General features: G+C 31.6%; 11 protein-coding genes and 1 CRISPR repeat array (1 of these 12 running past the window's edge). Of the genes, 2 read left to right on the top strand and 9 right to left on the bottom strand.

What is annotated here, in order from left to right:
* The first annotated feature begins 81 nt into the window (after nucleotides 1–81).
* On the top strand, nucleotides 82–1,197 hold the full coding sequence (locus tag MFS40622_RS02515; protein ID WP_012980108.1) for an AAA family ATPase: 1,116 nt from the start codon (nucleotides 82–84) through the stop codon (nucleotides 1,195–1,197).
* Here the strand turns inward: MFS40622_RS02515 and MFS40622_RS02510 are convergent.
* The 9 genes from MFS40622_RS02510 to MFS40622_RS02470 all read right to left on the bottom strand — a co-directional run bounded on the left by MFS40622_RS02510 (nucleotide 1,194) and on the right by MFS40622_RS02470 (nucleotide 11,094).
* Complete coding sequence (locus MFS40622_RS02510; RefSeq protein WP_012980107.1) at nucleotides 1,194–1,880, bottom strand: SWIM zinc finger domain-containing protein; 687 nt, start codon at nucleotides 1,878–1,880, stop codon at nucleotides 1,194–1,196. The two genes, MFS40622_RS02515 and MFS40622_RS02510, sit on opposite strands and share 4 nt — an antisense overlap.
* 72 nt (nucleotides 1,881–1,952) lie before the next feature.
* Nucleotides 1,953–2,255: a hypothetical protein gene (locus tag MFS40622_RS02505; protein WP_012980106.1), complete on the bottom strand. Its 303-nt coding sequence runs from the start codon at nucleotides 2,253–2,255 to the stop codon at nucleotides 1,953–1,955.
* A gap of 119 nt (nucleotides 2,256–2,374) precedes the next feature.
* A complete protein-coding gene (locus MFS40622_RS02500) occupies nucleotides 2,375–2,872 on the bottom strand; it encodes a DUF2085 domain-containing protein (RefSeq protein WP_012980105.1) in 498 nt (165 codons plus the stop codon).
* 8 nt (nucleotides 2,873–2,880) lie between these two features.
* On the bottom strand, nucleotides 2,881–3,255 hold the full coding sequence (locus MFS40622_RS02495; protein WP_012980104.1) for a hypothetical protein: 375 nt from the start codon (nucleotides 3,253–3,255) through the stop codon (nucleotides 2,881–2,883).
* A gap of 89 nt (nucleotides 3,256–3,344) precedes the next feature.
* Nucleotides 3,345–4,616 (bottom strand): amidohydrolase family protein, encoded by a 1,272-nt coding sequence (locus tag MFS40622_RS02490; RefSeq protein WP_012980103.1) that lies wholly within the window; start codon nucleotides 4,614–4,616, stop codon nucleotides 3,345–3,347.
* Nucleotides 4,617–4,657: 41 nt separating this feature from the next.
* Entirely contained in the window at nucleotides 4,658–6,679 is a 2,022-nt protein-coding gene (locus tag MFS40622_RS02485) for a minichromosome maintenance protein MCM (protein WP_012980102.1), read from the bottom strand.
* Between the two features lie 248 nt (nucleotides 6,680–6,927).
* Nucleotides 6,928–8,400: an RNA-guided endonuclease TnpB family protein gene (locus MFS40622_RS02480; RefSeq protein ID WP_012980101.1), complete on the bottom strand. Its 1,473-nt coding sequence runs from the start codon at nucleotides 8,398–8,400 to the stop codon at nucleotides 6,928–6,930.
* Nucleotides 8,401–8,617: 217 nt separating this feature from the next.
* Complete coding sequence (locus tag MFS40622_RS02475) at nucleotides 8,618–9,793, bottom strand: NAD(P)/FAD-dependent oxidoreductase (RefSeq protein ID WP_048197557.1); 1,176 nt, start codon at nucleotides 9,791–9,793, stop codon at nucleotides 8,618–8,620.
* A gap of 20 nt (nucleotides 9,794–9,813) precedes the next feature.
* Complete coding sequence (locus tag MFS40622_RS02470) at nucleotides 9,814–11,094, bottom strand: TIGR04013 family B12-binding domain/radical SAM domain-containing protein (RefSeq protein ID WP_012980099.1); 1,281 nt, start codon at nucleotides 11,092–11,094, stop codon at nucleotides 9,814–9,816.
* 120 nt (nucleotides 11,095–11,214) lie between these two features.
* Here MFS40622_RS02470 and purT point away from each other — a divergent pair, with 120 nt between their 5' ends.
* Complete coding sequence (purT, locus tag MFS40622_RS02465; protein ID WP_012980098.1) at nucleotides 11,215–12,384, top strand: phosphoribosylglycinamide formyltransferase 2; 1,170 nt, start codon at nucleotides 11,215–11,217, stop codon at nucleotides 12,382–12,384.
* Nucleotides 12,385–12,823: 439 nt separating this feature from the next.
* Nucleotides 12,824–13,199: a CRISPR direct-repeat array (repeat unit 30 nt; unit sequence GTTAAAATCAGACCGATTCGGTATGGAAAC) (it continues 835 nt past the right edge of the window).

Genomic DNA, 13,199 nt, shown 5'->3' with positions numbered 1-13,199 from the left:
AGTAAATTATTAATATCACTTCATGAATATAAATATAGTTGCCTTACTACTTACTATCATCATTTAAATTGGTGAGAGATTATGAGTAAAATTGGATTTAATCCAATAAAAATAAAATCTTTTTCAAAGATTAAAACTTATGATGATACATTACCATCATTAAAGTATGTTGTATTAGAGCCTGCGGGATTCCCAATTAGGGTTAGTAGCGAGAATGTTAAAGTTTCTACTGATGACCCTATATTATTCAACATCTATGCGAGAGACCAGTGGATTGGCGAGATTGTTAAAGAGGGAGATTACTTATTTGATAACTCAATCCTTCCAGATTATGCTTTCAAGGTTATTTCAACTTACCCAAAAGAAGGAGGTATGATTACAAGCGAGACAGTATTTAAATTACAAACTCCTAAAAAAATCCTTAGAACACAGTTTAAAAAAGCTAAGTTCAGCGAGATTATTGGGCAGGAAGAGGCTAAGAAGAAATGTAGGATTATCATGAAGTATTTAGAAAATCCAAAGCTCTTTGGAGAGTGGGCTCCAAAGAATGTATTGTTCTATGGACCTCCAGGAACTGGAAAGACATTGATGGCGAGAGCTTTAGCTACAGAGACTAACTCATCATTCATATTAGTGAAAGCTCCAGAACTTATTGGAGAGCATGTTGGAGATGCCTCTAAAATGATTAGAGAACTCTATCAAAGAGCTTCAGAAAATGCTCCATGTATTGTGTTTATTGATGAGTTAGATGCAATAGGACTTAGTAGAGAGTACCAATCATTGAGAGGAGATGTTTCTGAAGTAGTTAATGCTCTACTAACTGAATTAGATGGAATTAAAGAAAATGAAGGAGTTGTAACTATAGCGGCTACAAATAACCCAGCCATGTTAGACCCGGCAATTAGAAGTAGATTTGAAGAAGAGATTGAGTTCAAATTACCAAATGATGAAGAGAGATTAAAGATTATGGAATTGTATGCTAAAAAGATGCCAATTCCTGTTAAAGCTAATTTAAAAGAATTCGTTGAAAAAACAAAAGGATTTAGTGGTAGAGATATTAAAGAGAAATTCTTAAAGCCAGCACTACATAAGGCTATATTAGAAGATAGAGATTATATTAGTAAAGAAGATTTAGAATGGGCTTTAAAGAAGATTGTAAGTAATAGAAGGGAAGCTCCACAACATCTCTATCTCTAACCCTCATAATCAAAGTAATTATCGTAATGTATAATTAAATAATCTCCAACAATCCATAACTCTTTTTTATACTTCCTATATAAATTTATAAGCTTTTTTATGATTCCTTTATTTTCTCTTTTGAAGATTTCGTCTAATATTATTGTTAATGCTTCTATAATATCAGAATTATTAAAATCCAAATCTGCCTTTATCATTTCATCAATAATTTTTATTAATTCCTCATCATCAGCATTTTTAACAAACTGATTCCTTAAAAATGATTTAAATGTGTGGATATTCTTTTTTTCTAATGGAATTAGTTTTATTAACCCAATAGCTTTGTTTAACAAACTATTTGTATCTAAAAACTCATCCCATAGATAATATTTAATGATTAGATTTTTTAAAACTTCTAAAATTTCTTCTTTGGGTTTATTTTCTATTTCTTTAAAAATTTTTTCAGCATCTATGTAGTTGTTGTTTTTATACGCTTCAATTAGGGCATAGGCGTGTTTGCAGTTGTATTTGTATGGACAGGTGCATAAACCAAAATAGTTATCATCTAAATCAACTTTAACTTTGTATGTCTCTGAACCTATAACCTCCCCAAACAAAAAATTTTTGTATTTTATACAGTATTTCACCAAATTGTTTCTGTAATATAATTTCCCCCTTTCTATTATTTTTTGGTCGTAGTTCATAAATTCCACTCTATTTAAATTTTATAATTTATTAATAACATAATTAATTGAAAATTATTAAAAATAGCAAAATTACTTTAACACTATTTTTATGCCACCTACTATTGATGCTACAATATTATAGATAATAGCAGTAATTGCCCCTCCTATAAAACCAAATACAAAACCAACAATGGAATATATTATAAGACCAAGGATTCCCCAACCTAAAAAACCTACAGCAACATTACTTCCAGAATAAGCTAAGAGCGGACTAAGTATTAGCATCAATAATAACCACCATATAACTACCAAAAGTGTGTTAAATACTCCACCAAATACTGCAAGAGATAACACATCTATTCTCTTAATTTCTTTAATTTTAACACCCTCCATTGAAATCACCTCCTATCTTTAGAGCTTTTGCAGTTTTATATTGGATATGGAAGTTAAAACCTAAAGATGCTAGCGTGAAGCTCCTAAACTAATGCAAAACTTATATATATAATTTTCTATTATTTGTAAATTTTTATATTGGCATGTTTGATTTTATATTTGGATAGAAGCTTAAAGAATATCGGTAAAATATAAAAAGTTATAGTAAAACCAACAATAAATCCAGTTATAAATCTCAACTCATTAAAACTTTCTCTTAACCCAATTAGTTGGGTAGTTCCATCAACTGCCATAGGAATTGATGAAATTATTAAATACCATCTGTTGGGGATTTTAAAATCATCTAATTTTTTGAAAAATGGGTAAATAAGCATTCCAATTAAAAAGCCTGTATAAATTCCAAAACATCTCGCACAAACTGCCATCTTATGTCCAAAAATAAAAAAGCTTCTTTGTGGCATTTGATGACATATGGGGGAGTATATAGAATAAAAACATATTGAAATTAACTTCCAAAAATTTGAATGTTCTCCTAAAAATGCAAAATAAGGGGCCAAAAAAATTCCTAAATAGAAAATGAGAAAAGAGACAAGAATAAGTACATAATATTTTTTCATAGCATCACTTATCTATTTTTTATAACAACATATATTACTCCCCCTACTGCTCCTAATATTGCTCCAAAGATTATACCCGAAATCATTGAGATAATTAAAGAGGTTCCCATACCATAAGGATGATATCCTCCAAACATTACCATAAGTTGTGCCATTAATAGATAATTTAGTATACTCCCAAAGAATCCTCCAATTACTCCTGAGATTGCTCCAACTAATCCACAATTTTCATAATCACAAACTCCCCCTGCATTAACATAAAGATGGGCTGCAATAGCTCCACCTACTATAATCCCCAAACAGCATACAACATCAAGAACTATGTTAATAATTCCCCCAATTATAGCTGGTTTTAACATTTTTTCCTGGTCAAAACTTACCATATCTTTCACCAAAAATTTTCTTCTTTATAACATTTAACATTAAAATTTTATCTTTTAATTTTTATATATTTTTCTATTTTTAAATATGGTTAATAATAAAACCCATAAGCTTCATAAACCTTTCCATTAACAACCGTATAGATTGGGAAGCCCTTAACTTCCCATTTATCAAACGGGCTGAACTTTGCCTTTGATTTGAATAATTCAACATTAATTTTTCCTTCTTTTTTTAAATCAATAATGGTTAGGTTTGCCAAATTGTCTTCTTCAATTTTGTTGTTTATATCAAATATTTTGGCTGGATTTTGTGATAAAACCCTTATTGCATCAAATAAAGTTATTAACTTTTTATTAACCAAATTTAGAGTTAGAGGGACAATAGTCTCAATTCCCGGAATTCCAGAAGGGCAGTTTTTAACATCTTTAAGCTTGTCCTCCAACAGATGAGGAGCATGGTCAGAGGCTATAATATCAACATCTCTATTTATAATACCTTTAATTAAAGCTATGTTGTCATCTTTATCTCTCAATGGAGGATTAAACTTGCCAAAGCCCTTTAGTTCTTCAGCCATGTCTTTGTTTAAATAGATGTGGTGAGGAGTAGCTTCAACAGTAATTCTGATATTTTTTAGATCTTTTTTTGCTTTTTTTATTAAATATAATGCCTCTTTGGTTGAGATATGGCAAAAGTGTATGTGAGGCTTTTTATCATTATATTTATCAATAATTCTTAGATTTTTTATAACTTCTTTAACTGCTTCAACCTCTGATTTTTTGTCCCTAATTTTGCAGTGGTCTGTCCAGCTATTTAAGGAGTATTTTTTTAAATTTTCATTTATTATATCCTTATGTTCAGCATGGATACAAAAAACTTTATTTTGGTTTAAAATGTCTTTTAATTTTGAATAATCCTCTATAAACAAATCTCCAACGGATTTAACCATGAATATCTTATATGCCTTTGCCTCCTCTATAATCTCAAAATAGTTTTTCTCTGTAACACCAAAGTTTAAAAACACGTTTATTTTGCTGTATCTCTTGCAGTCTTTAAGTTTTTTATAAAAAAGCTGTTTAGTTGCTATAGGGGGCTTATTATTTGGCATGTCTATGGCAAAGCACACTCCTCCATTTATCCCAGCCAAACTCCCACTTAAAAAATCTTCCTTCTCTTCCTCTCCCCATCTAAAATGAACATGTGCGTCAATAACTCCCGGAATAACTAAATAGCCTCTTATATCTATTGTTTCATCATCTACTTTAATATCTTTGGCTATTTTCTCAATAACTCCATTATCATTGATTAAAATATCTCCCTCAATGATTTTGTTATCTTTCACTATCCTACAGTTTTTTAACAGCATGATACCACATCCCATTTAATAATCAACAATTAAAAAACTAATCATAATAATCTATATCTCCCTGGTTTTGGCTCATCTATATCCCCATACTTAACCAACTTCTTAATAATATTCTCTAACTCATCCTCTTTAATACCCTTTTGTTTAGCCATTTCAACAATATCTTCATGTTCAACAAGTTCAGATTTTTCAGACAGCTCTTTAATTATCTCATAAACAGTTGTTAGCTTATCCCTCTCCTTCTTAGACACTCCTAATATCTTATCAACGTCAAATATTCCCGTCTCTGGGTCATAGGCAATTTCTTTTAAGCATTCAGTGATTATATTTATTGCCTCTTTAGCATCCTCTTCATCAACAACATCTTTTAGCTTTGCCTTTGCATGAGCTTCAGCTATTCTTATAGCAGCCTCTAACTGCCTTGCAGTTATCTGATGCTTTTTTCTCATCTCTACATAATAATTGACGAACAACTCCTTTGCCCTATCACTAATTATTGGCTTCTGCTGTCTTGCGTAGTAGATGTATTTTATTATAAACTCCTTATCTATTTTAACTCCATCAACCTCAAGGTAATCTAATCCAATCTTTTTATTTATCTCCTCATCTAAATAAGCCCTATGCAAATCTACAATGTATTCGGCTATATCTTTGTCCCTATCTTTATCAGAAACATCCCTAATTGGGAATATTAAATCAAACCTACTTAATAAAGGTGCCGGGATATTTATCTGCTCTGCTACAGAAACATCTGGATTAAATCTTCCCCATCTTGGATTGCAAGCGGCTAAAATTGCACATTCAGCTGGCAATTTAGCATTAATTCCTCCTTTACTAATATGGATTGTCTGGCTCTCCATTGCCTCTAAAACATAGCTCTGCAGTTCTTTATTAACAGTTAGCTCATCTATACATGCAGTTCCTTTATGGGCTTTAACTAACAAACCTGGCTTAATAACCCAAGTATCTTCACCAATCTCTGTCTTTTCTCTAACAACTGCAGCAGTTAAACCAACTCCTGTGGCAGTGGTTACAGAACCATATAAATTACCTGGAATCTCTGCAATCTTTCTTAAAATAACTGTCTTCCCAATCCCAGGGTCTGTAATTAATAATATATGAATATCAGCCCTTTTTCCTGGTTTTTTAACCCCCTTTATTTGCTGCAAGAAAACTGCCTTTTTTATTGCTGAATGCCCTTTAATCTCTGGAATTAATCTATCTGCCAATAAATCAACAACATCTTTTCTCTTAGCTATTTTTTTAATCTTTTCAATATCTGAATTTGTTAAATCAATCTTCACTTCCCCATCCAAAACTTCACAGTTTATTGCCTTAACATAAATGTCATAAATTGGCAGTTTTTTGCTCTTTTTAACTCTTATTGGAATGCCAGTTATCTTTACCCTCCCAGCATATATTCCAGGGCTGTTTTCTAAGAATGTTGTAATATACTTTGGCGGGTCGTCAGGATTTTCCATTAAATCTGGTGGTTGCTGAACTTTAATCTCTTGAAAATCTGTATAACTGCATTTATCATCAATTAAATTTAATTCAGCTCCACATTCACAAAGGGCTTTTTCAGGATTGGTAATAAATATGTCAATTTCTTTAACAACTTCTCTTCCACATTTTGGGCAAATATAATAAGCTTTTTTTAACATTGGCTTTATTTTTGATGCCTTAGCAATAATTCCCTCAAACTCTATCAATCTCCCTAAAGTATCACTTTTAATGTCTTCTATTGTAAAAATTCTCCCTTTTTTTGTGGTTTTAAAAATTTCTGGAAGGTTTTTTACTGCAATTATTACATTTGTTGGGTATTCATTCCTCAATGTATAGTATGCTTCATTATAGCACTCTTTTATAAAATCAATTCCCTTTTGCGGCTTGTTTATCAAAAATTCTACAAATTCCATTAGTCCAGAGTTATAAAGCTGATTTAAATCCACTACAACCCTTTCACTGTCTAATATAATATCCTCTTGATGAATATTTCTTAGATAGGCAGTTAAATAATCCCTAACTTCTTCTAAAATTAAATCTTCATCTCTCAATTCCATATTGACATCCCCATACAAAGAAATCGTGTTTTATAGTCAATTTCTTTAAATTATAAAGAGAAATTTTAAAGAAAATAGTTATGATTTTGCTTTTAATCTTATTATATTTATTTAGTGGTTGTTCTATTTATTCATTTGCTGTATTTAAACTATTTAGGTGCCTCGAAACCTATTCAGACTATACTAGACGTTTCAAACGATTACATTCGACATAGGTCTGAATTGTCGTCTCATCGGCACCCGCTCCCTTAACGGGACAGACCAACCTCCACCGCCCAATTTGGGGGGCAGAGGTTGCCTAACACAACCCTACAAAACTCAAACAACCTAACAGTCTTAGGACGACAGAGTTTAACCTTAGCAATCCTATCGATTTTCTTAAACAACCTCTTCCTCTTTAAACCGACTCTCAAAATATTGAAAGCTCCATTAACGTCTGCATGAAATATTAGATTTATAACTTTATCAAAATATAATCCTCTACATATTCTGTCTCCCGACATGGAGACTTTTCCTTTACTTTTTTGTATTTCGATAATATCATCAGAAACACAACTTGACTTAGAGGTAAAGCTCTCATCCACTTCTACCAATTTAATTCCAAACCATTTAAGCTTATAAGCCAACTTATCGATAAACAACCTAAACGGTATTTGGACAAAATTTTGATTGACTCTTTTACTCAAATTACTGCCATTCTTAGCCTCTAAAATATTCTTACCGATAAAAACCTTATCATGCCCTGTTTTATGCAGATAGAGAGCAATAGCCTTCGATACTTGATGAGCCACGTTTTCCATCCACTTCTTTCGATATAAATGTAATTTTCTAATCCTCCTTGTTAAAACTTCTAATTCCGATAATAGATTCTTATCCTCTGAATTTTCTTTTAATAAGTTTTTAACCTTATCAATTCGACTCCTAAGTTTTGCTAATAGTTTATTATACCATTGGTTGAATGCTTTAAGATGAGAGGATTTTATTACAATAGATGGGATATTATCGTTAGTAGAAACGATTGTTGCAAAATTCTCAACTCCTAAATCGATTCCAGCTTTATAATTACTTAATGGCTTTAACTCTCCGATGTACTTATCATGAACTATATCAACATAAGCAAATCCTAAGTAGTATGTGATTCGAATACTGCTTGGTTTTTTAATAAACTCTGGTAGTTTTATTCGAATTTGCTTGTTCTTATGAAGTTTAACGTGTAAGATTTTATTATTTACCTTAAAACTCATTTTGTTTAATTCGATAGTAAATTTATCGATATTTTTTAGTTTTTTGGCTTTTGGAGGTTTCGGTTTTCCAGTGAATTTATTTGAGTTTGCTAAGTATTCTTCATAAGCTTTTCGATAAGATTTGAAATCCTTGCAAACCTGCCTTATAATCGATTGAAGGGCAGGATTGTTGTTTAATTCGTTTTTTAGTTTTTTCATACTGTTTAATAATTCGGATAAAAAGTTATCGGATTTTATAATTTCTAACAACTTGTTTAGTTTTTCAATTTTGTTTTTGTCCTTTGTTCTTTTTAAGTTTAGTTTCTCAGCTAATAACGAATACAGTAATGCCTCGTTATTTGGATAATATCCTAATTGCTCTTTTAACTTGTGGATTAGAATTATTAACATGTTTCGAAAGTGTGCTAATTGTATGATAAAGGAGGTTATGTTTTTTACTCGATTGTCATAGATGTAGATTCTGGTGATTACCTTCATTCGATTCACCTTTTTTGGAAGTATGTGTTTAATCGTTTTTAATCAATCCAAAGTATTTAAAGTTTCGGTTTTTGGTAATTTAATAGTTAAAAATAGTCATACGTGTTCAAATTATGTCTAATAAAACAAAACTATAAAGTTGGGATTAAATGTCAATATGGCTTATATAATAAGATATAATCATAAAGAAATGTTTGATATAAAAAGGAATAAAAATTTAGGCTATATAATTAACAACCTTTAAAACTCCCATAGCTATACCTTCAACTTCAATTCCACCTCTTCCTTTGGCTCCATCTCCAACCAAATAAAGCTTATCATTAACAATATTGTCAATATCAGTTCCATTTGAGGCATGATTTACAGGCCAGTCATCCCTATACGATTGAATATGCAATATTCTATAATCTTTTCCTTTAAAGAGATTCTCAATATCTTCTAATCCTAAATCAATTTCCTTTTTTATATTGTTGGTTAGTTGTGTTTGGTGAGTCATGACTAAATGCCATCCTTCAGGGGCTAAGGATTTATCTACATTAGTTACCTGGTTTAATCCGTTTATTCTCTCACATTCTGGTGTAAATAAAACACCACTATGCTTTATAATCCCCTCTTTTGTGGCTATGCTTATCTTTATTCCTTTAGATGGCTTTGGTTTTGATTTTAAAAATTTAATGTTGCAGAGTTTTTGTGTTTCAACGGGAGAGATGTTGCTTACAACCACATCAAATTCATAGTCATCAATATAAGCTTTTTCATCAATCTCAATGCTTTTAACCTCATATTCTTTAATAATTCTTCCATTGTTGTTTTTGATAATTCTTGAAAGCTCATCAATAACTGCCTTACACCCTCCTATAGGGATTCCTGGTCCTCCAAATTTGTGGTAGTTTTTAGCTATCTCTATAATTTCACTCATTGGTGTTTCGTAAGCTGTTAGACTCAAAGCCCATCCAGTAAATGCATTTCCTACTTTTAGAGCTAAATCAACATCCTCCAAAAACTCTCCAAATGAGATATTTTTATCAACCTTCCCTAACTTTAATTTTGTAGCTAAGGCAATTGCTTTTGCTTTCTCTTTAAATCCTAAGAGTGAAAATAGCTCTCTATATAGATACTCTTTTCCATTAACTAAAAATGTCCCATCTGGTTCTGAATTTACAATTTTTACATTAGCTCCTGCCTTTCTTAATGCTTGAGCTAAATAACCATCATTTCCATGTGGTATCATATGTAAAGCTCCTGTTGTTAGTTGAAATCCCTCATACTCTAAGTTTGTAAATCTCCCTCCCAAAAATGGAAGTTTTTCAAATACAACAACCTCATGATTCTTGGATAACAAAGCTCCAGCCAATAAACCTCCCAATCCAGCTCCAACAATACCAATTCTCATAATATCTACCATTTTGATTTTTATAACTCCCCAGTCTGCAAATATTTTGATATTTTTTCGGCCAATATTTGCTGATTGTGCCATGTTCCATAGAATATACCTTTAGGAATCTCATGTCTCATAGCTCTTATTATTTTTTTATTAACTACCCCAGGATTTGCCTTTGCAAAAGGTGTTTGTGGCAATGGCATAAAAGTATGAGCATGTATTTTAGCACCCATCTTTATTAAATCTTTCATAACCTTTATCGTCTTTTCTACATCTTCTTCAGTCTCTCCTGGAAGCCCAAAAATAAAATCTAAACTAACACTAATACCTTTTTTTATTGCAGTAGTTACTGCGTTATATATATCTTCAACTGTATGCCCTCTATGGCATAAATCCAATATTCTTTGGCTACCAGATTGAGCTCCAACAACTAAACTTTTGTTATCAGCATATTTTAAAATTAAATCAACAGTTTCATCATTAACATGCTCTGGCCTAACTTCTGAAGGGAATGTTCCAAAAAATATTCTCCCATTATTACCTAAAATTTCTCTAATATTTTCCAACAACTTTTCAACCTTATCAATATTTAATGTTTTTCCATCTTTAGAACCATAGCCAAAGGCATTTGGTGTTATAAACCTAATGTCTTTCAAATTTCTTTCAGCCATTATTTCAACGTATTTACAGATATTTTCAATACTTCTATGCCTTACATTCTTTCCAAATATTCTTGGTGTTTGACAGAAATAGCAGCCATAAGGGCAACCTCTTGTTATCTCTATATGTCCAAATTTATTATGCTTTACAGGAAATGGCGGATATTTATTTAAATCAACATGTTTTCTTTTTCCAGTGTAAATAAATTTGTTATCATCTAAATATGCTATTCCTTTAACTTTTTTATAATCTTCATTTTCATTAACTGCTTTAATAAGTTCTGGAAATGTCTCTTCTCCCTCTCCTATACAAACAACATCAAATCCTAACTTTAATGTTCCCTTTGGGTCTCCTGTTGGATGAGGTCCCCCAGCTAAGTAGATAATTTTGTCTCTATAATTTTGATATTTAGATTTCAGTTCATTAATTAAATCATAAGTCTTCCAGAGTTCAGTTGTAAAGAAAGATATGGCAATAACAACCTTATCATGCTTTTTTAAAATACCCTCTAAGTTAAAAATGTCTTTTTTATTAGCAAAATATATTGGGAAGTTATCAAAATATTCATCCACTTCCAAAGCCCCAATCAATGCATTGAAACTGTTTTTGTGTAGTTTTGTATAATAAACTACCAAAGCAGTGTTTTCTTCCATGCCAATCCCTAAAAAGATTTATCCTCATAAGGGATAATTAACAAAAACTATATTAAGGATTCCTTTAAAAGCTAAAGATATAAAATAAAATTTGATGCTAAAAATTTTTTGGTGGAATTTATGGCAATTGGGACACCTCTCTTAAAGGGAAGTGTGAAATTTTTATTGTTAGGGAGTGGTGAGTTAGGAAAAGAGGTTGTTATTGAAGCTCAAAGATTGGGGATTGAGTGTATAGCTGTTGATAGGTATCAAAACGCCCCAGCTATGCAAGTAGCTCACAAAAGCTATGTTATTGATATGAAAGATTATGATGCATTGATGGCAATTATTGAGAGAGAAGAACCAGATTATATTGTTCCTGAAATTGAAGCAATAAATACAGATGCATTAATAGATGCTGAAAAAGAAGGATATAACGTTGTCCCAACAGCTGAAGCTACAAAAATAACCATGAATAGGGAGTTAATAAGAAGATTAGCTGCTGAAAAATTGGGATTAAGAACTGCTAAATATGCTTTTGCAGATTCTTTAGAAGAGTTGAGAGATGCTGTTGAAAAACTTGGTTTGCCTTGTGTAGTTAAGCCAATCATGTCATCATCTGGAAAGGGGCAGAGTGTAGTTAGAAGTGAAGAAGATATTGAAAAAGCATGGAAGATAGCTAAAGAAGGAGCAAGGGGAATAGGAAATAGAGTTATTGTTGAAGAGTTTATAAACTTTGATTATGAGATAACTTTATTAACTGCAAGAACTGCTGAAGGGACTAAGTTTTGTGAGCCAATAGGGCATATACAAATAGATGGTGACTACCACGAAAGCTGGCAACCTCATGACATGTCAGATGAGTTGAAAAAGAAAGCTCAAGATATAGCTAAGAAGGTTACAGATGCATTAGGAGGATATGGAATCTTTGGTGTTGAGTTGTTTGTTAAAGGGGATGAGGTTATATTTAGCGAGGTTTCACCAAGACCTCACGATACAGGAATGGTTACAATGATAACCCAAGAGATGAGTGAGTTCGAGATTCATGTTAGAGCTATTTTAGGGTTGCCAGTATCAACAAAACTTATTCATCCAGGGGCAAGCCATGTAATAAAGGCAGAGATAAATAAATATGCTCCAAAATACCATATAGAGGAAGCTTTAAAAGTGCCAAACACTAAGTTGAGATTGTTTGGTAAGCCAAATGCAAAAGTTGGTAGGAGAATGGGTGTTGCTTTAGCTTATGCCGATTCTGTAGAAAAAGCGAGAGAATTGGCCGAAAAATGTGCCCATGCAGTTAAAATTGAATAACAGCAACGTATTTATATTAGATTTTCTTTATATTTTTATTGTTGATGTTTTTATTTGTTTTATTGTGGTGTTGGGTTTGTCTTGTTGAATAGGCTTGGAATTTGATGAGGTTGTTAATTAGATAGTATTTATCAATTTAGAGGATTTAAATTTAATTTCTAAGGGTTTATTGATTTAATTATTTGGAATATTTATGTTTATTAAATTATTTAGATTTTTAAAAGTTAAGATTGAATAGTAAGTTAAATGAGATTTCTCTAACTAATAAGTTAAATTTTCAAATTTAGAAAGATAAGAATAATTAATTTCGTTAAAAGGGAAAGATTTAAATATCAGAAGGTTTATAAATAAACACAGTTATTTATACTTAGAAAAATATGACTCCGAAAAGCTTAAATATAAGAAGAATAATAAAAAATAATTTGTGAATGATTGCCCTGTTAAAATCAGACCGATTCGGTATGGAAACGAAGTCCCCCATTCCCATTGATAAAAAATCAATTGGGGTTTTGTTAAAATCAGACCGATTCGGTATGGAAACAAGAATCCCCCAATAATAGCCCCAACGCTTCTAATCCTAGTTAAAATCAGACCGATTCGGTATGGAAACAGTGTTGCAAAGTTGGAAAAATCGAACATACGCTCATAAGGTTAAAATCAGACCGATTCGGTATGGAAACCGAATCTACTGTTGTTTTCCAGATGTATGTTGTTGCCCCCTCGTTAAAATCAGACCGATTCGGTATGGAAACGATTGGATATTTAGAGCTTTCTGTAACTCTCCGAATGACTTAGTTAAAATCAGACCGATTCGG

This window comes from Methanocaldococcus sp. FS406-22 (genome assembly GCF_000025525.1).
Classification (GTDB): domain Archaea; phylum AGJL01; class Methanococci; order Methanococcales; family Methanocaldococcaceae; genus Methanocaldococcus.
Note: the sequence above shows the minus strand (reverse complement) of the source record. Positions and strands in the feature narration are given on the sequence as shown.